The sequence below is a fragment of the Streptomyces capparidis genome (genome assembly GCF_054782095.1).
This window is the reverse complement of sequence record NZ_BAAGTD010000026.1, coordinates 1-19,310: the sequence shown is the minus strand read 5'-3', so window position 1 is coordinate 19,310 and position 19,310 is coordinate 1. Positions and strand designations below refer to the sequence as shown.

The window sequence follows — 19,310 nt, the reverse complement described above, 5'->3', positions numbered from 1 at the left end:
CCGCCCGCCGGACTCGCCCGGCTCTCGCCCGTCAGGAGCGTCCACAACTATGCTGCTGTCGCCGCTCCCCGGGGCGCGGACGACGGACGGAAGACGAGGGGACGCCGTGATCACAGCAGCCGACGTGCGCGAGGCCGCCGACCGCATCGCCGGGCAGGTGCGCCGCACCCCCGTGGCCGAGGTCGAACCCGACGCGTTCGCCCCCGCGGGCCGCACCTGGCTGAAGCTGGAGCTGCTCCAGCACACCGGCTCCTTCAAGGCCCGGGGGGCGGTCAACCGGGTGCTGGCCGCGTCCGCCGCGGGCGCCCTGCCCGCCGCCGGCCTGATCACCGCGTCCGGCGGCAACGCGGGGCAGGCGTACGCCTGGGCGGCCGCCCGCCTCGGGGTGCGCGCGGAGGTGTTCACCCCGGCCAACGCGCCCCGGGTGAAGGTGGCGCGGATGCGGGCGTTCGGCGCCGAGGTGATCCAGGTCGGCGAGCGGTACGCGGACGCCCACGAAGCGGCGGTCAAGCGCGCCGCCGACACCGGGGCGCTGTTCGGCCACGCCTACGACCAGCCCGAGGTGTGCGCGGGCCAGGGCACGGTGGGCCTGGAGCTGCTGGAGCAGACCGGCGGCGAGGTGGACACGGTGCTGGTGGCCTGCGGCGGGGGCGGCCTGGTGGCGGGGCTCGCCGCGGCCCTCGAGGGCAGGGCGCGGGTGGTGGCCGTCGAGCCGTACAACGCGCCCACCCTGCACGCGGCGCTGGCGGCGGGCCGCCCGGTGGACGTGGACAACTCCGGGGTGGCCGCGGACTCGCTCGGCGCCACCCGGGTCGGGGAGATCGCCTTCGCGGTGGCGCGGCGCACCGGCGTGGTGTCGGTGCTGGTGGAGGACGACGCCATCGTGGCGGCGCGCCGCGCCGTGTGGGACCGCCACCGGGTGGCGGTGGAGCACGGCACGGCGGCGGCCGCGGCGGCGCTGCTCACCGGGGCCTACCGCCCCGGGCCCGCCGAGCGGGTGGCCGTCCTGCTGTGCGGGGCCAACACCGACCCGTCCGACCTGGTCTGAGGCCGGCCGTCACACCGCGCCCGGGCCACCCGCCGGCGCGGTCCCGCCCTCGGGACGGCGGGCGGGGCGACGGGAGGCCGCCTGCTCGGTCCGCTCCGCCTCCTCCGCCCGCTCCGCCCGCTCGGCCAGCGCCAGCAGTTGCTCGGAGGTGACGCCCTCGGGCAGCGGGACGGGGGCGGGGGTGCGCAGCGGCGGGTCCCAGCCGGAGTCGGGGACGTAGCGCCGCACCACCTTGGCGGGCGCGCCCGCCACCACGCTGAAGTCGGGGACGGTGCCGCGCACCACCGCGCCCGCCGCGACCACCACGTTCCGCCCGAGGGTGGCGCCCGGCAGGATCACGCACCCGGAGCCGAGCCAGCTTCCCGGGCCTATCTCGACCGCCGCCGTGCGCGGCCACTGCCGGCCCACGGGCTGCTCGGTGTCGTCGTAGGAGTGGTTCTCGTCGGTGATGTAGACGTAGGGACCGCAGAAGACGTCGCGGCCGATGACGACGCGGTGGTGGGCGACGACGTGGCTGCCCCGCCCGATCACGCAGCCGTCCCCGATCCGCACGATCGGGTCGGGGCCGAGGTCGAGGCCGGGCAGCATGCCTGCGGAGAGCGTGACCTGCTCCCCTATGACGCAGTGGGCCCCGAGTTCGATGCACTGCTCGCCGAAGACGGTGCCGAGCGGGAAGGCGAGCCGGGTGCCCTCCCCGATCCGGGCGAAGCGCAGCGGCCCCGGCCGGTCGGCCGTGACCGAGCCCGCCTCCCGCAGCCACTGCCAGCCGCGGTGCACCAGTCGGGAGGCCGCGCGCCGCCGCCCGGCGCGCAGCGAGGAGAACAGGTTCTCGTTTCCAGGCACGCCCGACACCGTACCGACCCCTGCCCCGCGGCGCCGCCCCGGGCCGGCGCTACGGTGCCTGCGGACAGCGGATCACCCCGGGCGGGCCCGACAGCGGGCACGACGGCGAGACCCGACGGCGAGGCACGGCGGGCGGACGCGCGGCGCGGGCGCCCCGAGGCGAAGGAGAGCACGCAGATGACCGAACCCCTGATCGCCGCGGTGGCGGGCCGCGAGCCGCGGATCGACCCGGAGGCGTTCGTCGCCCCGACCGCCGTGGTGGTGGGCGCGGTGACGCTGGGGCCGCGCGCCAACGTCTGGTACCAGGCGGTGCTGCGCGGCGACGCGGAGACGATCATCGTGGGCGCGGGCAGCAACGTCCAGGACAACTGCACCGTCCACGCCGACCCGGGCTTCCCCGCGGTGGTCGGCGAGCGGGTGACGGTGGGTCACAACGCGGTGCTGCACGGCTGTGTGATCGAGGACGACGTCCTGGTCGGCATGGGCGCGCGGGTGCTCAACGGGGCCCGGGTGGGCGCCGGGTCGCTGGTGGCGGCGGGCGCGGTGGTGCTGCCCGGCACCGAGGTGCCGCCGGGCTCGCTGGTGGCCGGGGTGCCCGCCAAGGTGCGGCGCCCGCTCACCGAGGAGGAGCGGGCGTCGATCCGCGCCAACGCGGACGGCTATCTGCTGCTGGCCGACGCGCACCGCGGCGCGGAGCCGGTCCGGCCGCGGGCGTGAGCGCCGCCGCGGGCCGTCACCGGGTGGCGGCCCGCAGCTCCCAGGTGTCGGCGGCGAAGTGGACGCGCATGCCGAGGCCCTCGTAGAGCCGCAGGGCGCCGGTGACGTTCTCCGTGTCCACGCCGAGGCCCACGGTGTCCCGGCCCAGTCGGGCGAACTCGGCGAACGCGCTCCGCAGCAGGAACGACCCGATGCCGCGCCCCCGGGCCGCGGCGGCCACGCCGAGCTGCGTCACCCAGCCCATCGTCTCGCGGTCGTTCCTGGCCACGAGCGCGCCCGCGGCGCCGATCCCGTCGGCGTGCGCCAGCCAGGTCAGCGACCACTCGGGGCCCGCGGGGCCGAAGGCGTGGCTCCACTGCTCGAAGGTGCGCGGGTGGTAGTCGTGGTGCCGGGTGAACGCCTCCTCCATCAGCGCGTGCACGGCCCGCCGGGCGGCGTCGTCAGCGCAGTCGCGCATCCGGACGCCGGGCGGCGGCGCCGGAGCGGGGTCGGTGGCGGGGGCGACGCGGCGGGTGAGCACCTGGTAGCGGCGCACGGTGGTCCAGCCGCGGGCCCGCAGCAGGCCGGTGTCCAGCACCGGGTTCGTGGTCAGGTACAGGTGGACGACCGCCTCGGGCGCGCCGTTGGCCGCGGCGATCTCCGTGGCGCGCCAGGTCATCAGGTCCACCAGGTGCTCCCCCGCGGCCTGGTGGTCCGGCAGCACGTAGTGGTCGGCGTTGACGCGCTCGGTGCCGTACGGGTCGTTGACCACGGCGTAGGCGACCAGGGCCCCGCCGGGGGCGTACGCCAGCCAGGTGTCGGTGGCCATGGCGGTGCCGGGGCGGGTCAGCTCGCGGACGACCTCCTCGGTGCCGGTCTCCGGGGCGCCGAGCTCGATGGTGTCCACGGTGTTGATCAGGTCGCGGATGGCAGGGGCGTCGTCCAGGGTGGCGGCCCGGACGGTGATGCCGGTGGCAGCGGTCATGGGGGGAGCGTCCCGGCCGCTCCGGCGCGGACGCAACCGATTTTCTGACTGGCTGTCATGGTCGCGCGGGTCACCCCCCTGCCGGGGGCTCCTCCGCCGGTCACCGCGCCCCGGCGGCCAGGTGCCGGGCGAGGCCCCGGCGGCCGCAGCGCATCATCCAGGCGTGGTTGCCCCGCAGCACCGGGCGCAGCAGCCCCGGCAGGCGGCGCGGCAGCGGCTTGCGCAGCACCACCTCCTGCTCGTACCGGGCGACGGTGCCGCGGCCGTGCGGGCGGGCCCGCCAGCGGCACCAGCCCTCCAGGTCGCCGTCCAGGGCGACCTCGAGCAGCCCGGCCGCCGGGTCGTCGCGGCCCTCGGCGACCCGCAGCACCAGCTCGTACGGCAGCAGCGACCTGACCACCGCCTCGCCCGAGCGCTCGTCCAGCCGGCGCACCCGCCGTATCTGCGGCCACCACGCCGGGTAGCCCTCGGGGTCGCGCAGCACCGCGAGGACGCGCCCGGGCGGGGCGGCCAGGCGCCAGACGCTGGTGAAGCGGTAGAAGTGCCGGTCCCGCTCGTCGCTCCCCCGTTCGGCCATGCCGCAAGTGTGCCGCGCCGGGGGCGGTAGCGTGCGGGCAGGGTCCTGCGAAGGCGGAGCCGCGGGCGAGGGGAGGCAGGAGTGGCGACGACGTTCAGCTACGCCGAGGTGGGGGCGACCCGCGAGGGGCCGCTGCCGGGCGGGTACCGGCATCTGCGGGTGCGGGTGCCGGTGGGGCACGGCCGGGCGGTGTTCGAGGCGGCGGGGCGGGCGGTGCTGGAGTGGCGGATGCACCGGGCGGCCGGGGTGCGGATGGTCACCGACGCCCCGCGGGCCGCGCCCGGGGTGCGGGTGACGCCGCAGCTCGGGGTGGGACCGCTGCGGGTGTCGGCGCCGTGCGAGGTGGTGTGGACCCTGGAGGAGGAGCGGCGCGCCGGTTGGGCGTACGGCACGCTGCCGGGGCACCCCGAGCGCGGCGAGGAGGCGTTCCTGGTGGAGCTGGACGGGTCCGGCGCGGTGACGCTGACCGTGACGGCGTTCAGCCTTCCGGCGAACCGGTGCACGAGGGCGGCGGGTCCGCTGATCCCGCCGGCGCAGTGGGCGTACGCGCGGTGGTGCGGCCGGACGCTGCGCGCTCTGGTCGCCCGCCGGGCAGGGTGACGGCCCTCGCCCCGGCCCGGCAGGCGGCGTCCAGCGCGGCGGGGACGTCCGCTCCGGCGAGCCGGGCGGCGAGGAACCCGCCCGCGAAGGCGTCGCCCGCGCCGGTCAGGTCCAGCGGGCGGACGCCGTCGCACGCCCCCCGGGCCACGATCCGCCCGTCCCGGGCCGCGACCGCGCCGTCGCGGCCCCGCTTCACCACCGCCAGGCCGTAGTCGCGGCTGAGCGCGAGCGCCGCCGCCTCCGGGTCGGGTGCCGCCGGGGCGAGCAGCGCGGCCTCGTCCTCGTTGGGCAGCACCGCGGCGCAGCCGCGGGTCTCCCGGAGGAAGCGGCGCGGGCCGAAGGCGGTGAGGAAGCCGGCGGACGCCGGGTCCACGGTGACGGGCACCGCGGCCCGCTCCGCCGCGGCCAGCGCGGCCCCGGCCAGTCGCCGCCCGCACTCGGTGAACAGCGTGTACCCGGACAGGTGCAGCAGCCCGACCCCGTCCAGCAGGGCGTCGTCCCAGTCCTCCGGGCCGAGCCGCCCGCCCGCCGCCCGGTCGGTGACCATGGTGCGCTCCCCCTCCGGGTCCACCAGCACGATCACCCGCGCGGTGGGCCGGACGGGGTCCACCCGCAGCTCGGGCCGCACCCCGTGGCGGGCCAGCTCCCTGCGGTGCCAGTCGGCGTACTCGGCGCCCACCCGGGCCAGCAGCCGCACGGACGCGCCCAGGTGGGCGGCCCAGGCGGCGGTGTTGGCGCCCGAGCCGCCGGGGCGGATCCCGATGCGGGCCGGGGTGTCGGTGGCGTGGGCGAGCGGCCGCTCCTGGACGGCGACGATGTCGGTGACGACGTCGCCGACCACGAGCAGCCCCGGCCCGCTCACCTCGGCCGCGCGGCGCGGGCCGCGGCGATCGCGGCGGCGAGGCGGACGTTGCCCCGCACCGCGGCCAGGTTGGCCTCCAGGGAGGCGCCGCCGGTCGCCCGCACCAGGTGGTCGAGCAGGAACGGGGTGATGGCCTGCCCGGTCACCCGCTCCCGCTCGGCGGCGGCCAGCGCCTGCCCGAGCACGTGGTCGTGCAGCCGCGGGTCGAGCTGCTCGGCGACCGGCACCGGGTTGGCCACCACCAGGGCGCCGCGCGGCCCGCCGAGCTCGTCGCGGGCCCGCATCACGGCGGCGACCTCCTCCGGCTCGTGCAGCGTCCACTCCACGGGCTCGCCCGAGCTGTGCAGGTAGAAGCCGGGGAAGGTGGTGGTGCGGTAGCCGGCGACGGCGACGTTCAGCGTCTCCAGGCGCTGGAGGGTGGCGGGCACGTCCAGGATGGACTTCACCCCGGCGCAGACCACGGTGATCGGGGTCTCGGCGAGGGTGCGCAGGTCGGCGGACTCGTCCTGCACCTCGGTCCAGGCGCGGTGCACCCCGCCGAGGCCGCCGGTGGCGAAGACCTCGATCCCGGCGCGGTGGGCGAGGAACGCGGTGCCGGAGACGGTGGTGGCGCCGTCCGCGCCCGCCGCCGCGGCCAGGGGCAGGTCGCGGGCGCCGAGCTTGCGCATCCCCGCCCGCTCGGCGACGCGGGCGAGCTGTTCGTCGTCGAGGCCGACGCACGCGGTGCCGTCGAGCACGGCGACGGTGGCGGGCACCACGCCGCGCTCGCGCAGCAGGCGCTCCAGCTCCACGGCGACCTCGAGGTTGCGGGGCCGGGGCAGGCCGTGGGCGATGATCGTCGACTCCAGGGCCACCACGGGCGCCCCGCGCTCCAGCGCCTCGGCGACTTCCTCGGACCGGCGGATCGGCACGGCGGGCCTCCACATGGACGGTGTGATCACTGCGGCTGCCCGGTACCTGCCCACCCGTACGCGGCGACGAACGCGGCGACCACGGGCCGCCGGTCGTCCGCCCGCCAGGCCAGCGCCAGTTCGGCGGGGGCGAGCCCCGCCACGGGCCGGCACACCACCCCTGGCCTGGCGTAGAGCCCGGCGTTGCCCTCGGCGATCAGGACCGCCCCGAGCCCGGCCGCGACCGCCTCGAACGCCTCGTCCGCGGCGTGCGCCGTCGCCCCGATCACCGGCGGCACCCCGTCCCGCTCCGCCGTGCCGAGCCAGAACTCGCGCACCGCGCCGGCCTCCTCGGGCAGGGCGACGAACGGCTCGTGCAGCAGTTCGGTGAAGGCGACCACCTCCCGCCCCGCCAGGTGGTGCCCGTTCGGCAGCGCCACCCAGCGGCGCTCGCGCACCAGCACCCGGGTGCGGATGCCGGGGTGCGGCACGGGCAGCCAGGCGAACGCGACGTCCGCGGTGCCGTCGCCGAGCCCGCAGGTGGAGTCCCCCCACGGGGCCAGGCGCAGCGACACCGTCCAGCCGGGGGCGTGTTCGCGGAAGCGGGCCAGGGGGCGGCGTTGCAGGTCGCGGCCGACGGCGGTCTGCTGGGCGACGACCAGGGTGCCGGTGTCGCCCGCGGCCCTGGCCCGGGCGACGCCCGCGTCCCACTGGGCGATCACCGCGCGGGCGGCGGGCAGCAGCGCCTCCCCGGCCGCGGTCAGCCCCATGCCCTCCGCCCGCCGGGTGAACAGCTCGCGGCCGAGCCGCCGCTCCAGCGACCTGATCTGCTTGGACACCGCGGGCTGGGAGACGTACAGGCGCCGCGCCGCCCGGGTGACGTTCAGCTCGTCGGCGACGGCGACGAAGTAGCGCAGCTCCCTCACATGGGCGTCCATAACCTCTGGTTATCACACTGGATCTTGGACAGGGGAGCGTTTGACCGGCAGCGTGGGCGCCATGACCGACACCGCTCTTCCCACCCGCTCCCTCGGCGGCCTGACCGTGCCCGCGGTCGGCTTCGGCGCCATGGTGCTCTCCCCCGGCGTGTACGGGGAGGTGGACGACGCCCGCGGCCTGGCCGCGCTGCGGCACGCCCTGGACGCGGGTGCCGTGTTCGTCGACACCAGCGACGGCTACGGCGTGGACGGGCACAACGAGCGCCTGGTCGGGCAGGCCGTGCGGGGGCGGCGGGAGCAGGCGGTGATCGCCACGAAGTTCGGCTTCCTGGTGCCCGAGGGCGCGCCCCGGCACACCTTCCCGGTCGGGTACGCCTTCGGGGAGCTCGCGGTCAACGCGGACCCGAGGTATGTGCGCGGCTACGCCGAGGCCAGCCTGCGCCGCCTGGGCACCGACGTCATCGACCTGTACTACCCGCACTTCCCCGACCCCGAGGTGCCGCTCGCCGACACGGTCGGCGCCGTCGCCGAGCTGATCGAGGCGGGCCTGGTGCGCGAGCTGGGCCTGTCGAACGTGACGGCGGCGCAGTTGCGCGAGGCGCACGCGGTGCACCCGGTGGCCGCGGTGCAGGTGGAGTGGTCGATGTGGACGCGGCCCGACGCCGAGCTCGTCGCGGCGGCGGACGAGCTCGGCGTCGGGTTCGTGCCGTGGGGGCCGCTGGGCAACGGGTTCCTGACGGGCGCGGTGACGGCGGTCGCGGAAGGCGACTTCCGGCGCAACGCGCCGCGGTTCGCCGACGGCAACCTGGAGGCCAACCGGGACCGCTTCGCCCCGGTGCGCCGGATCGCCGAGGAGCTGGGCCTGACCCCGTCCCGGCTGGCCCTGGCCTGGCTGCTGCACCAGCACCCGGCGGCGGTGCCGATCCCGGGCAGCCGCACCCCGGCGCACATCGACGACAACGTGGCGGCGGCCCGCGTCGCGCTGTCCCCCGAGGTGCTCCGGGAGATCGACCGGGCCCTGGCCGGGGTGGAGGCCGTCGGCTCGTCCCTGCTGGACGTCTGAGGGGCGCCCCGAGACCCGGCGCGCCGCCGTCAGCCCGTGGCGGCGGCGGCCGCCCGGCCCGCCGTGCGGCCGGAGAACAGGCAGCCGCCCAGGAACGTGCCCTCCAGCGACCGGTAGCCGTGCATGCCGCCGCCGCCGAACCCGCTGGCCTCGCCCGCCGCGTACAGCCCGGGCAGCGCCTCGCCGCCCGGCCGCAGCACCCGGCCCGACAGGTCGGTCTCCAGGCCGCCGAGGGTCTTGCGGGTGAGGATGTTCAGCCGCACCGCGATCAGCGGCCCGGCCTTCGGGTCGAGCAGGCGGTGCGGGGGAGCCACCCGGATCAGCCGGTCCGCGAGGTAGCCGCGGGCGCCGCGGACCGCGGTGATCTGGAGGTCCTTGGTGAACGGGTTGCCGATCTCCCGGTCCCTGGCCACGATCTCCTCGCGCAGCCGGTCCTCGTCGATCAGGGGCTCCCCGGTGCGCTCGTTCATGCCGCGCACCAGGGCGGGCAGGCCGTCGGCGACCACGAAGTCGGCGCCGTGCCGCTTGAACGCCTCCACCGGCCCGGGCGCCCCGGGCAGGGCGCGGCGCAGCACGTCGCGGACGCTGCGGCCGGTCAGGTCGGGGTTCTGCTCGGAGCCCGACAGCGCGAACTCCTTCTCGATGATCCTCTGGGTGAGCACGAACCACGTGTGCTCGTGGCCGGTGCGCATGATGTGCTCCAGGGTGCCGAGCGTGTCGAAGCCCGGGAACAGCGGCACGGGCAGCCGGCGCCCCGTGGCGTCCAGCCACAGCGACGAGGGGCCCGGCAGGATGCGGATGCCGTGCAGGTGCCAGATCGGGTCCCAGTTCTCGATGCCCTCGGTGTAGTGCCACATCCGGTCCCTGTTGATCAGATGGGCCCCGGCTCGCTCGGCGACGCCGAGCATCAGGCCGTCCACGTGCTCGGGCACCCCGGACAGCATGCGCTTCGGCGGGCGGCCCAGCCGCTCCGGCCAGTGGGCGCGCACCAGGTCGTGGTTGCCGCCGATGCCGCCCGAGGTGACGAGCACGGCCTGCGCGCGCAGCTCGAACGCGCCGGTCGCCTCGCGTCCGCTGCGCTCGCCGCGCCGGGCGCGGCTGGGCGCCAGCATCTCGCCGGCCACGCCGTCCACCGCCCCCTCGGTGCGGGTCAGCTCGGTGACCCGGTGCCGGAACCGCAGGGTGACCAGGCCGCGTTCGGCCGCCGCGCGCACCCGGCGCGCGAACGGCTCCAGCAGCCCGGGACCGGTGCCCCAGGTGATGTGGAAGCGGGGCACGGAGTTGCCGTGCCCGGTGGCCAGGTGGCCGCCGCGCTCGGCCCAGCCGACCGCGGGGAAGAAGCGCACGCCCATCCCGTGCAGCCAGGCGCGCTTCTCGCCCGCGGCGAAGTCCACGTACGCCTCGGCCCAGCGGCGCGGCCAGTGGTCCTCGGGCCGGTCGAAGCCCGCGGTGCCGAGCCAGTCCTGCCAGGCCAGGTCGCGGGAGTCCTTCACCCGCACCCGGCGCTGCTCCGGGGAGTCCACCAGGAACAGGCCGCCGAAGGACCAGAACGCCTGCCCGCCGAACGACGCCTCCGGCTCCTGGTCCACCAGCACCACGCGCCGCCCCGCGTCGGCGAGCTCCGCGGTGGCGGCCAGGCCCGCGAGCCCGGCCCCCACCACGATGACGTCGGCGTCCAGTGCCATGGGCCAGGTCTCCTCACGGGGGTCGGCGGTGGGCGACCCGATTCTTTACGCGCGCCGGGCGGCGGTCAACGCCCCGTTCCGCCCGGATCGGCGAACCGGACCTCCCGGGTGTCCGCGTCCTCGGCGAGGAACCGCAGCAGCAGGTCGCCCTCGGAGGCCAGCCCCTCGAGGGCGGTGGGAGCGGCCGGCTCCCACATCCGCACCGCCAGCACCGCGGTGCCGCGCTCGCGCACCACCCCCCAGGTGCCCGCGGCCATCCCGTCCACCAGCACGGTGCCGGGGAAGACGGCGTTCTTGGTGAACAGGCGCGCCCGGCCCCGGTCGGAGATGACGCGGCCGCGGTCGGCGTGGGAGAGCAGCAGGTTGTCGAACGGGGGCAGGAAGCGCGGCGGCACGGGGGTGTCGGGGTCGGGCCGGGGCGCGTCCGGCAGGTCGAACAGCTCGCGGCCGTCCTCGCCGCGGAAGGTCAGCAGGCGGGGCCGCAGCCGGTCCAGCACCTCGCGCAGCCGGGTCAGGCCGCACCAGGCCTGCGCGTCCCGCGCGGTGGCCGGGCCGAACGCGGCCAGGTAGCGCAGCACCAGCTCCTCCGGCCGGGCTTGCTCCTGAAGCGGGCGGCCCAGCCAGGACTCGGCGGTGGTGTGCGCGGCGGGGCCGCTGCGGCCCCACAGGCCGCGCGGCGGCACCTGCACCAGCGGCAGCAGGCAGCGGGCGGCGTTGCCCAGGTCGGCGGGGTCCCGGTCGGGCCAGCGCTCCCGCAGCAGCTCCCCGAGGCGGCGGTAGGTCAGCGGCTCCTTCTCCACCAACTCCCGGGCCAGGGCGGCCAGCTCGGCGTGGTCCAGGTCCGCGAGGGCCCGTCCGAAGCCGCCGCGCAGGGCCCGGTCGAGCATCGGCTGCACCCAGGGCCTGATCGCCAGGGCGTCGGCCGCGGTGACCAGGTGGATGGTCCCGCGCATGAGCACGATCCGCACCGCCCGCCGCTCGGCGATCAGCGTGGATAGCTCCTCGGCGCGGAAGTCCACAAGGCGCGTCCACAGCCCCGTGTACGGGGGCGAGGGCGCCTGCGCCTGCATCCCGACGAGGTGCTCTAGGGCGGCCCGCGCACTGAGGCGCTGCCGCTCGACGAGCATCTGCCGGGCGAGCAGCGCCCGCCCGAGCGCCCTCTCCCCCAGCACCTCGGCACCGCTCGCGCTCTTGCTCGCCATGGATCCCCTCTCCTGAGCTGTCCGCTCCCCTCGGCTGTCCGCCGCTCCCCCGCCCCGCCGGCGACGGCCGCGCGGGGCAGGCGCGGCGACCACGGGCGCGCGGCACGACGGGCGTGACGGGCGCGCGACCGGCACGACGGGCACGCGACCGGCACGACGGGCACGGCCACCGCGACCGCGCGTGTGGCCTGCGGCGGGAAGAGCGGAAGAAGCCGGGGGAAGCGGGGAAAGGGGCCGAAGGCCCCTCCCCCTCCTTCATCCTGTCCGCAGCCTAGAGTCGATTGCGGCCACCCTGTGTCCGCAATCGCCCCCGGGCACCCGGCCCACTGACCCACTCGACCGCGAAACGGGCCCGCCGCGACCCCGACCGGGGATCCGGTCGGGGTCTCAGCCTCGGGTCTCCCCCTCGGGTCCTGGCCCAGGCCTCACCCTCGGATTCCAACCGCAGATCCGGACCGGGATCTCACCCTCGGGGCCCAACCGCAGGTTCCAACCACAGGTCCGAACCGAGATCTCAATCTCAGGTCTCACTCCCGGGCTCCGACCGGGATCTCAGCCTCGGAGCTGCCAACCGCAGCTCTCACCCTCGGGTCTCGACCGCCGACCCCACCCGCGGGCCCCACCCGCGGTTCTCTCAACCGCGAAACAGCCCGTTCAGCTCGCCGAAGCCCTCCGCGTCCGCGTACGCCCGGTAGGTGCCGGAGGTGAGGACCTCCGCGGCGGCGCGGCGCGCCGCCGTGTACGCGGCCTGCGCGACGGCCGTCCCCAGGCTGATCCTGCGCACCCCGGCGGCGGCCAGCTCCGCGACGGTGGGGCCGCCGGGCACGGCCATGGCGTTGACCGGGACCGGCGCGGTGTCGGCCAGTGCCCGCAGCGCCGCCAGGTCCAGCAGGCCCGGCACGAACAGGCAGTCCGCGCCGGCCTCGGCGTAGCGGCGGGCCCGCGTGAGCACGTCGTCGAACCGGCCCTCGCTCTCCCCGATCCCGAACAGGTACACGTCGGTGCGGGCGTTGACGACCAGCTCCGGCACCCCGGCTGACCCGGCGGCGGCGCGGGCGGCCGCGATGCGGGCGGCCTGCTCGTCCGGGGTGAACAGGGTGCCGTCGGGCCTGGAGTCCTCCAGGTTGACGCCCGCGGCCCCGGCGGCGGCCACGGCCTTCACGGTGTCGGCCACGTCGCCGGGCTCGGGGCCGTAGCCGCCCTCGATGTCGGCGGTGACGGGCACGTCCACGGCGGCCGCGATGCGGGCGGTCACCGCCGCCGTCTCCTCCCGGGTGAGCCGCTGCCCGTCCCTGCGGCCCAGCGACCAGGCGACGCCGCCGCTGGTCGTGGCGACCACCGGGGCGCCGGCCGCCTCGATCAGCACGGCGCTGGCCGCGTCCCAGGCGTTGGGCAGGACGAGGGGCGCCGGGCCCAGGTGGAGGGAGCGCAGCAGGCGGGCCTTGGCGGAGGTGTCGTTGCTCATGGGTGCGTGGTTCCTCGGGTCGGCGAACGGTGGACACGGAAAAGAGGCGGGTACGGAAAGGGGTGGGTGCGGGGGGCCGGGCCGTCAGGTCAGCGGCAGGGTGGGCTGCTGGGGTCCTCCGGCCTCGTGGGCCAGCAGCCAGCGCTTGACGTGCAGGCCCCACAGGTAGCCGCCGAGGCCGCCGTCGAGGCGCAGCACCCGGTGGCAGGGCACGAACAGGGCGATGCGGTTGCCGGCGCAGGCGGCGGCAGCGGCGCGGACCGCGTCCGGGCGTCCGGCGTCCGCGGCCAGCCGGGTGTAGGTGACGGTGGTCCCCGCGGGGACGGCGCGCATGGCCCGCCACGCCTCGCTGGTGAACGGCCCGCCGGGCTGGTCGACGGGGACGCCGTCCAGGGCGGCCGGCTCGCCGTCGAGGTAGCGGAGCACGGCGTCGGTGACCGCGCCCAGGTCGGCCGCGCGGCGCGGGGCGGGCCCGGGGCCGAGCATCGCGGCGAGGCGGCCGACGTCGTCGGTGAACCCGGCGGCGCACACCACGCCGTCCCGGGCGAGCACGGTGAACGGGCCGACGGGGGTGGGCACCGTCGCGTGGCGCGGCGCCGTCATGCCTGCTCCGCCCGCGCCCACAGGTGGGCGGCCGCGTAGCCGCCCCAGGGCCGCCACCGCTCGGCGCGGGCGGTCACCGACGCGGGGTCGTCGGCGGCGCCAAGGGAGCGCAGGGCGCGGCGCAGGGCCGGGTCGGTCGCGGGCAGCGCGTCGGGGTCGCCGAGGGCGCGCAGGGCGATGTGGGAGGCGGCGCACGGGCCGACGCCGGGCAGCTCGCGCAGCCAGTGGGCGGTCTCGGCGCGGTCGGCGCCCGGGTCCAGGGCCAGGGTGCCGCCGGCGACCGCCCCGGCGAGGGCGTGCAGCGCGGCGGCGTGCGGCCCGGCGGACGCGGCCAGGGCGTCGGGGGCCGCGGCGGCGATGTCGCCGGCGGTGGGGAACAGGTGGGTGACGGCGCCCTCGGGCTCGGCGAGGGGGGTGCCGAGGTCGGCGACGAGCCGGGCGGCGCGGTCCCGGGCCGCGGCGGCGGGGGCGTCCTGGGCGAGCAGGACGCGGACGGCCGCCTCGAAGCCGTCCACGTGGCCGGGCATGCGCAGGCCGGGGCGGGCCCGCACGAGCGGGGCGAGCAGCGGGTCGGCGGCGAGGGCCTCGTCCACGGCGCAGGGGTCGGCGTCCAGGTCGAACAGGCGGCGGCAGCGCTGCACGGCGGGGGTGAGGTCGCGCAGGTCGGTCAGGCGCAGCCGCACCGTGACGTGGCCCTGGTCGGGGTGCGGGGTCAGGGCGGCGACGCCGCTGCCGCGGGGCAGCCGCAGCGACCGCCGGTAGGCGGCGCCGTCGAACTCCTCAAGACCGGGCAGCGCCCCGCTCCGCAGCGCGGCGAGGGCGGGCCCCGCCGTCCAGGGGCGGCGGTGGGCGAGCCGCAGCTCGATGTCGCCGGCCGCGCCCGCGACGCCGCCGCGGGCGCCGCGCCGCAGCTCGGTGGGGGTGCGGCCGAACGCCTCGCGCATGCTGTCGTTGAACTGCCGGACGCTGGCGTACCCGGAGGCGAACGCCACATCGGTGACGGGCAGACCCGTCGCCTCCAGCAGCAGCCGCGCGGTCTGGGCGCGCCGGGTGCGGGCCAGGGTCAGCGGCCCGACGCCGACCTCGGCGGCCATCAGCCGGTGCAGGTGCCGCTCGCCGACGGCCAGCCGCCGCGCCAGCCCGCCGACCCCGGCCTCGTCCACCACGCCCTCGGCGATCAGCCGCAGCGCCCGCCCCACCAGGTCGGCGCGGGTGTTCCACTCCGGGGAGCCGGGGCTGGCCTCGGGGCGGCAGCGGCGGCAGGCCCGGAACCCGGACTTCTGCGCGGCGGCGGCCGTGGTGTAGAAGACCACGTTCTCCGGCTTGGGGGTGCGGGCGGGGCAACTGGGGCGGCAGTAGATTCCGGTGGTCTTCACGGCCGTGTAGAAAGCGCCGTCGAAGCGCGGGTCGCGGCTGCTGATGACCTGGTAGCGGGCGGTGAAGGTGTCGGGCACACCTCCATCCTGCTCGGTCGCGCGGCGGTGGCGCTGGCGGGTTTCGGACCGGATCGTCTCACCCGGCGGGCCGGGGCAGCGGGGGCAGCGGAAGCGGCAGCGCGGGCAGCCCGTCGAGGCTGGTGCCGACGTGGTCCTTCTGCTCGCGGTAGGCGGCGAACTCCTCGTCCGTCCTGCGCCCGAAGTGCCGCGGGTGCAGGGTGCGGTCCCCCTGGTACTCCATGAGCGGCACCGCGAAGCCGCGGGAGTCGCCGATGCGCTCGGCGGTGACGAGGACAACGGCCCGCAGGGCGGGCAGTCCGGCCGCGGCGCCGAAGCGGCCGACGAGCTCGGTCCAGCGCGGGTCGTCGCGGAAGACGGGTTCGCCCCTGCCGTGCACCCGCAGGCTCTTCGGCGGCCCGGTGAACGCCGTCCACATCGTGACCGGGATTATTGGCCGGGCGGACCGGCGGGGACAGGGCCCCAGGCCCCACCACATGGCGGGCGGCGCCCCGGCCCCGCCGCGGGTGCGGGCCGGGGGCGCGTCCGGCCGGCTAGCAGATCCCCGGTGTGCTCGGGACCCGGCACATCCCCGCCTGCTCCGCACCGTCCTCCGGGGCGGCGGGCGGCTCGGCGGCGGAGGGCTCCTGCGCCACCCGGCCCTCCGCGGCCGTGTCCCCCGCCGCCGTGTCCTCCCCCGCCGGGGCCTGCTCGCCGTCGGCGCGCGGCCTGGGCACCAGCAGCGAGCCCGCGGCGTGCTTGCCGAAGACGTCGTCGGGGTTGGACAGCGCGCAGCGCTCCAGGGACAGGCAGCCGCAGCCGATGCACCCGGTGAGGGTGTCGCGCAGGCGCAGCAACTGCTCGATGCGGCTCTCCAGCTCCCCCCGCCACCGCTCGGACAGGTCCGCCCAGTCCTGGGAGGTGGGGGTGCGGCCCTCGGGCAGCTCGTCCAGGGCCTCGCGGATCGTGTCCAGGGGGATGCCGACGCGCTGCGAGGCGCGGATGAAGGCGACCCGGCGCAGGGTGTCCCTGGTGTAGCGGCGCTGGTTGCCGCTGGTGCGGCGGCTGCCGATCAGACCCTTGGACTCGTAGAAGTGCAGCGCCGAAACGGCGACCCCGCTGCGCGCGGAGAGCTGCCCGACGGTGAGTTCCTTGTGCCGTGACGAGAGTTGGCTCACGGGGCGAGCCTAACCGCCGCCCCGCCGGCGGCGCTCAGCCGTGGGGGCGCAGCGTCCAGACCACCGTCATCTCGCCGGTGACCTCCCCGTCCTCGCGGGTGATGACGACGGCGACGGGGAACTCCGGGCGCCTGCCCGCGTCCAGCTCCGCGATCACCTCGGCGGCGGGCCGGCCCAGGGTGGCCGTGGCCGTCACCGGGCCCATGGCGAGCTTGCGGTAGGCGATCTCGGCGCGCACGGCGAGCGGGACGGCGCGGGAGAGCTGGTCCCCGAAGGCGCCGAGCACCACGGCGCCGCTCGCCGACTCGGCGAGGGTGAACATCGCGCCCGCGTGCGGCCCGCCGACGTGGTTGTGGAAGGCCGGCCGGTCCGGCAGGCGCAGCACGGCGCGCTCAGGACCGGTGGAGACGAACTCCAGGTCGAGGGTGCGCACCATCGGCACCGTGGCGGCGAGCTGCTCGCCGAGCGAGGAGGTGGGAGCGGTCATGCGCCGGATGTTACCAATGAGTATTACCCGTGAGTAGCCCGCCCGTCCCTCGACTCGCGCGTGCCTCACCCGCGCGCACCCTCACCGCACGTCCTGCAACCCACGCGCCCCCTCACTCCATCCCCTCACCCCATCCCGTCGCCGCCCGACCGCCCCCGCCGGAACCGTCCCGGGGAGCGCCGGGCCAGCAGCCGCAGCAGGGCGCCTATCCGGTTGGTGGTCACCGCGTCCACGCCCAGGCGCAGCATCAGGGCCATGGTGGGCGGGGCGTCCACGGTCCACACCCCGACCCGGCGGCCCTCCTCGTGCACCCGCTCCACCAGGGCCCGGTCCACCAGGCCGAACGGCATGTTGATCCAGGCCGGGCGCAGGTCCCGCAGCAGCGCCGGCGGCGGCGGGGCCGTCCGCTTCCAGGTGAGCGCGATCTCGGCGTCCGCGTCCTCGGCGCGCACCGCGGCCAGGGCGGACAGGGCGCCGCAGTAGTACACGCGCCGCCCGGCGCCGCGCAGGCGGGCCTCGGCCACCGCGGCGCGGGCGGTCACCGGGTCGGACAGGTCGATCATGACGCGGGCCTCCAGCGCGTCCAGGGCCTCGCTCAGCGTGGGCAGGCCCAAGCGGCGCACCTCCGCGCAGGTGGCGGCGGCGACCGGCCGGTCCACGCCCCACAGCCGGTGCAGGGTGGCGTCGTGCAGCAGCACCGGGACGCCGTCCGCGGTGACCCGCACGTCGATCTCGACCACGTCGGCCCCGGCGCGCTGGGCCGAGCGCAGGGAGGGCAGGGTGTTCTCGCGGTGGCGGTAGGGGTCGCCGCGGTGGGCGACGGCGAGGGCGCGGTGCGGCTGCATGCCCCCATGATCGCCCGATCCGGGCCCGCGCCGCCTCAGCCGAGGCGGAAGGCGCCCTCCGGCGGCGGCGGTGACGCGGTGGCGTCCGCGTCGTCCACCGGGCGCGCCCCGGCGGCGAACACCCCGACGCGGTCGCCGTGCTCCAGGCGGGCCGGGAACGGGTCGGCGGCCAGGCGGCGGGCCAGGGCGGCGACGGGCGGCTCGGAGCGCCCCGCGGCCAGCACCACATTGCCGTACCTGCGCCCGCGCAGCACCTGCGCCTCGGCGATCAGGCACACCCGGGGCCACACCGCGAGCAGGGTCACCGTCTGGCCGCGCGCGAAGGCCAGCGGCGGCCCGTCGGCGAGGTTGGCCACGTACCGGCCGTGCGGGCGCAGGGTGCGCGCGGCCTCGGCGGCGAACTGCCGTGAGGTCAGGTGCGCGGGGACGCGGGAGCCGCCGAAGACGTCCACGACCAGCAGGTCGAACGCGGCGTCGGGGAAGTCCGCCAGGGCCCGGCGGGCGTCCCCCGTGCGCACCTCCACCCCGGCGTCCGGCGGCAGCGGCAACCGTTCGGCGACGAGCTCCGCCAGCGCCGTGTCCGCCTCCACCACGCACTGCCGCGACCCGGGCCGGGTGGCCGCCACATAGCGGGGCAGGGTGAGCCCGCCGCCACCCAGATGGAGCACGTCCAGCGGGGCGCCGGGCGGCGCCGCGGTGTCCACCACGTGCCCGATCCTGCGGGTGTACTCGAACTCCAGGTGCTCCGGGTCGTCGAGGTCCACGTAGGACTGCGGGGCGTCGTCCACGGTGAGCAGCCAGGCGCGCCGCCGGTCCACGTCGGGCATCAGCCTGGCCAGGCCGAAGCCCACCGCCCGCACGGCGGGCACCGGCTCCCCGCCGCCGTCGCCCGGGGGGCGGCCGGTCATCGGGCGCCGCCGGTCGCGGGGACCCGCCGTCCGCGCGGGCCCGCGTCCGTGCGGGGCCCGCGCTCACCGTGGCCGCGGGAAGCGGCGTCCGTCACGTCCATCAGGGAGCACATGCTACTGGCCTGCGCCGACGCCCAGTTCGTCGTGAACACGACGGGCGGGACACCGGTGGCAGCGGTTACGCTGCGCGGGTGCTCGAACAACCGCTGCCCGCCCGGCCGCACGGCCGGGCCGCACGAGTGGTGCGCGCCCTGCTGTCCCCGTGGGCGCGCTGCGCCCTGCTCGCCGCCCTGCTCGCCGCGGCGGCCCTGACGGTGCTGGCCTGGGGGCCGCGGCGGATGCTCGAGGTCGGCCTGTGGCCGGTGTCCGGGGCCGCGGCGATGCTGCTTTTCGTGGTGGGCTTCGCCGCCTGCACGCTGGCGTTCGTGCCCAAGCCGCTGCTGAACGCCGCCGCCGGGGCGCTGTTCGGGATAACCGGCGGCCTGGCGCTCGCCGTCGCCGGGACCACCCTCGGGGCGGCCGCCGCGTTCCTGCTGGGCCGGCTGCTGGGCCGGGACGCGCTGCGCACCCTGCTGCGGCTGAAGGCGCTGAAGGCGATGGACCGGCAGTTGAGCGAGCACGGCTTCCGCAGCGTGCTGCTGATGCGCCTGGTGCCGGGTGTCCCGTTCGCGGTGGCCAACTACACCTCGGCGATCTCGCGCATGCACGTGCTGACGTTCGTCACCGCCACCGCCGTCGGCGTGCTGCCCAACACCGCCGTGTACGTCGTGGCGGGCAGCCTGGCCCGGGCCCCCGACTCCCCGGCGTTCCTGGCGGCGCTCGGCGTCATCGCCGCGCTCGGGGTGGCGAGCGCCGGGGCGACCCTGTGGCGCGCCCGCGTCCACCACCGCCTGCGCGCCCGGCTCGCCCGGCCGCGCGCCGGCGTCTAGGTGTGTTGTTCGGACAGGTTGGTGACGCGGCTCGCTGGTGGATGGCCGCCGAGGCCGGTGTGGCGTCGGTGGT

20 protein-coding genes and 1 pseudogene are annotated in these 19,310 nt (G+C 77.4%); 5 read left to right on the top strand and 16 right to left on the bottom strand.

The features are described from left to right. The first annotated feature begins 49 nt into the window (after positions 1-49). Positions 50-1,048, top strand: coding sequence for a threonine/serine dehydratase (locus ACYVO2_RS21160; RefSeq protein WP_461009485.1), 999 nt, complete (start codon positions 50-52; stop codon positions 1,046-1,048). Between the two features lie 9 nt (positions 1,049-1,057). On the opposite strand, the gene ACYVO2_RS21155 is transcribed toward ACYVO2_RS21160, so the two are convergent. Then, positions 1,058-1,891 (bottom strand): acyltransferase, encoded by an 834-nt coding sequence (locus tag ACYVO2_RS21155; RefSeq protein WP_461009484.1) that lies wholly within the window; start codon positions 1,889-1,891, stop codon positions 1,058-1,060. 177 nt (positions 1,892-2,068) lie between these two features. Here ACYVO2_RS21155 and ACYVO2_RS21150 point away from each other — a divergent pair, with 177 nt between their 5' ends. Then, a complete protein-coding gene (locus ACYVO2_RS21150; RefSeq protein WP_461009483.1) occupies positions 2,069-2,608 on the top strand; it encodes a gamma carbonic anhydrase family protein in 540 nt (179 codons plus the stop codon). A 16-nt stretch (positions 2,609-2,624) separates the two neighbouring features. On the opposite strand, the gene ACYVO2_RS21145 is transcribed toward ACYVO2_RS21150, so the two are convergent. Continuing rightward, complete coding sequence (locus ACYVO2_RS21145) at positions 2,625-3,572, bottom strand: GNAT family N-acetyltransferase (protein ID WP_461009482.1); 948 nt, start codon at positions 3,570-3,572, stop codon at positions 2,625-2,627. Between the two features lie 100 nt (positions 3,573-3,672). Continuing rightward, positions 3,673-4,149, bottom strand: a complete 477-nt coding sequence (locus ACYVO2_RS21140) for an SRPBCC family protein (protein ID WP_461009481.1) — start codon at positions 4,147-4,149, stop codon at positions 3,673-3,675. An 81-nt stretch (positions 4,150-4,230) separates the two neighbouring features. On the opposite strand from ACYVO2_RS21140, the gene ACYVO2_RS21135 reads away from it, so the two are divergent. Next, entirely contained in the window at positions 4,231-4,749 is a 519-nt protein-coding gene (locus ACYVO2_RS21135; protein ID WP_461009480.1) for a DUF1990 family protein, read from the top strand. A 40-nt stretch (positions 4,750-4,789) separates the two neighbouring features. Here the strand turns inward: ACYVO2_RS21135 and ACYVO2_RS21130 are convergent. From ACYVO2_RS21130 to ACYVO2_RS21120, 3 genes and pseudogenes are all read right to left on the bottom strand, one after another. After that, a pseudogene (locus tag ACYVO2_RS21130) lies at positions 4,790-5,590 on the bottom strand (carbohydrate kinase family protein); the annotation flags it as partial. A 17-nt stretch (positions 5,591-5,607) separates the two neighbouring features. After that, positions 5,608-6,537 (bottom strand): pseudouridine-5'-phosphate glycosidase, encoded by a 930-nt coding sequence (locus tag ACYVO2_RS21125; RefSeq protein WP_461009479.1) that lies wholly within the window; start codon positions 6,535-6,537, stop codon positions 5,608-5,610. An 11-nt stretch (positions 6,538-6,548) separates the two neighbouring features. Next, positions 6,549-7,439 (bottom strand): LysR family transcriptional regulator, encoded by an 891-nt coding sequence (locus tag ACYVO2_RS21120; RefSeq protein ID WP_461009478.1) that lies wholly within the window; start codon positions 7,437-7,439, stop codon positions 6,549-6,551. 61 nt (positions 7,440-7,500) lie between these two features. On the opposite strand from ACYVO2_RS21120, the gene ACYVO2_RS21115 reads away from it, so the two are divergent. Further along, entirely contained in the window at positions 7,501-8,502 is a 1,002-nt protein-coding gene (locus ACYVO2_RS21115; RefSeq protein ID WP_461009477.1) for an aldo/keto reductase, read from the top strand. Positions 8,503-8,531: 29 nt separating this feature from the next. Here ACYVO2_RS21115 and ACYVO2_RS21110 read toward each other — a convergent pair whose 3' ends face one another. The 10 genes from ACYVO2_RS21110 to ACYVO2_RS21065 all read right to left on the bottom strand — a co-directional run bounded on the left by ACYVO2_RS21110 (position 8,532) and on the right by ACYVO2_RS21065 (position 18,308). Then, entirely contained in the window at positions 8,532-10,187 is a 1,656-nt protein-coding gene (locus ACYVO2_RS21110) for an FAD-binding dehydrogenase (RefSeq protein ID WP_461009476.1), read from the bottom strand. 65 nt (positions 10,188-10,252) lie between these two features. Further along, on the bottom strand, positions 10,253-11,389 hold the full coding sequence (locus tag ACYVO2_RS21105) for a winged helix DNA-binding domain-containing protein (RefSeq protein WP_461009475.1): 1,137 nt from the start codon (positions 11,387-11,389) through the stop codon (positions 10,253-10,255). A gap of 634 nt (positions 11,390-12,023) precedes the next feature. Further along, positions 12,024-12,854 carry an isocitrate lyase/PEP mutase family protein gene (locus ACYVO2_RS21100; protein WP_461009474.1) on the bottom strand — a complete coding sequence of 277 codons (831 nt, stop codon included), beginning with the start codon at positions 12,852-12,854 and terminating at the stop codon, positions 12,024-12,026. Positions 12,855-12,938: 84 nt separating this feature from the next. After that, positions 12,939-13,457 carry a methylated-DNA--[protein]-cysteine S-methyltransferase gene (locus ACYVO2_RS21095; protein ID WP_461009473.1) on the bottom strand — a complete coding sequence of 173 codons (519 nt, stop codon included), beginning with the start codon at positions 13,455-13,457 and terminating at the stop codon, positions 12,939-12,941. Next, the gene (locus ACYVO2_RS21090; protein ID WP_461009472.1) at positions 13,454-14,911 is read right to left on the bottom strand and encodes a DNA-3-methyladenine glycosylase 2 family protein; all 1,458 of its coding nucleotides are present in this window, start codon (positions 14,909-14,911) and stop codon (positions 13,454-13,456) included. The genes ACYVO2_RS21095 and ACYVO2_RS21090 overlap by 4 nt, the downstream gene beginning before the upstream one ends. Positions 14,912-14,969: 58 nt before the next feature. Beyond that, on the bottom strand, positions 14,970-15,329 hold the full coding sequence (locus tag ACYVO2_RS21085; RefSeq protein ID WP_461009471.1) for a hypothetical protein: 360 nt from the start codon (positions 15,327-15,329) through the stop codon (positions 14,970-14,972). Between the two features lie 115 nt (positions 15,330-15,444). Further along, positions 15,445-16,068 carry a redox-sensitive transcriptional activator SoxR gene (soxR, locus tag ACYVO2_RS21080; protein WP_461009470.1) on the bottom strand — a complete coding sequence of 208 codons (624 nt, stop codon included), beginning with the start codon at positions 16,066-16,068 and terminating at the stop codon, positions 15,445-15,447. Positions 16,069-16,102: 34 nt separating this feature from the next. Beyond that, positions 16,103-16,555 carry a DUF4442 domain-containing protein gene (locus ACYVO2_RS21075; RefSeq protein WP_461009469.1) on the bottom strand — a complete coding sequence of 151 codons (453 nt, stop codon included), beginning with the start codon at positions 16,553-16,555 and terminating at the stop codon, positions 16,103-16,105. A gap of 125 nt (positions 16,556-16,680) precedes the next feature. Beyond that, the gene (locus ACYVO2_RS21070) at positions 16,681-17,400 is read right to left on the bottom strand and encodes a glycerophosphodiester phosphodiesterase (protein ID WP_461009468.1); all 720 of its coding nucleotides are present in this window, start codon (positions 17,398-17,400) and stop codon (positions 16,681-16,683) included. Positions 17,401-17,435: 35 nt separating this feature from the next. Next, positions 17,436-18,308 carry a spermidine synthase gene (locus ACYVO2_RS21065; protein ID WP_461009467.1) on the bottom strand — a complete coding sequence of 291 codons (873 nt, stop codon included), beginning with the start codon at positions 18,306-18,308 and terminating at the stop codon, positions 17,436-17,438. A gap of 191 nt (positions 18,309-18,499) precedes the next feature. On the opposite strand from ACYVO2_RS21065, the gene ACYVO2_RS21060 reads away from it, so the two are divergent. Next, positions 18,500-19,237, top strand: coding sequence for a TVP38/TMEM64 family protein (locus tag ACYVO2_RS21060; RefSeq protein WP_461009466.1), 738 nt, complete (start codon positions 18,500-18,502; stop codon positions 19,235-19,237). Positions 19,238-19,310: the final 73 nt, after the last annotated feature.

Bases quoted from the DNA above. Each gene is read 5' to 3' on its own strand.
- ACYVO2_RS21110 (WP_461009476.1), bottom strand. From the start codon at position 10,187: ATGGCACTGGACGCCGACGTCATCGTGGTGGGGGCCGGGCTCGCGGGC.
- ACYVO2_RS21145 (WP_461009482.1), bottom strand. From the start codon at position 3,572: ATGACCGCTGCCACCGGCATCACCGTCCGGGCCGCCACCCTGGACGAC.
- ACYVO2_RS21150 (WP_461009483.1), top strand. From the start codon at position 2,069: ATGACCGAACCCCTGATCGCCGCGGTGGCGGGCCGCGAGCCGCGGATC.
- ACYVO2_RS21065 (WP_461009467.1), bottom strand. From the start codon at position 18,308: ATGACCGGCCGCCCCCCGGGCGACGGCGGCGGGGAGCCGGTGCCCGCC.
- ACYVO2_RS21085 (WP_461009471.1), bottom strand. From the start codon at position 15,329: ATGTGGACGGCGTTCACCGGGCCGCCGAAGAGCCTGCGGGTGCACGGC.
- ACYVO2_RS21070 (WP_461009468.1), bottom strand. From the start codon at position 17,400: ATGCAGCCGCACCGCGCCCTCGCCGTCGCCCACCGCGGCGACCCCTAC.
- ACYVO2_RS21140 (WP_461009481.1), bottom strand. From the start codon at position 4,149: ATGGCCGAACGGGGGAGCGACGAGCGGGACCGGCACTTCTACCGCTTC.
- ACYVO2_RS21160 (WP_461009485.1), top strand. From the start codon at position 50: ATGCTGCTGTCGCCGCTCCCCGGGGCGCGGACGACGGACGGAAGACGA.
- ACYVO2_RS21095 (WP_461009473.1), bottom strand. From the start codon at position 13,457: ATGACGGCGCCGCGCCACGCGACGGTGCCCACCCCCGTCGGCCCGTTC.
- ACYVO2_RS21115 (WP_461009477.1), top strand. From the start codon at position 7,501: ATGACCGACACCGCTCTTCCCACCCGCTCCCTCGGCGGCCTGACCGTG.
- ACYVO2_RS21100 (WP_461009474.1), bottom strand. From the start codon at position 12,854: ATGAGCAACGACACCTCCGCCAAGGCCCGCCTGCTGCGCTCCCTCCAC.
- ACYVO2_RS21105 (WP_461009475.1), bottom strand. From the start codon at position 11,389: ATGGCGAGCAAGAGCGCGAGCGGTGCCGAGGTGCTGGGGGAGAGGGCG.
- ACYVO2_RS21075 (WP_461009469.1), bottom strand. From the start codon at position 16,555: ATGACCGCTCCCACCTCCTCGCTCGGCGAGCAGCTCGCCGCCACGGTG.
- ACYVO2_RS21120 (WP_461009478.1), bottom strand. From the start codon at position 7,439: ATGGACGCCCATGTGAGGGAGCTGCGCTACTTCGTCGCCGTCGCCGAC.
- ACYVO2_RS21125 (WP_461009479.1), bottom strand. From the start codon at position 6,537: ATGTGGAGGCCCGCCGTGCCGATCCGCCGGTCCGAGGAAGTCGCCGAG.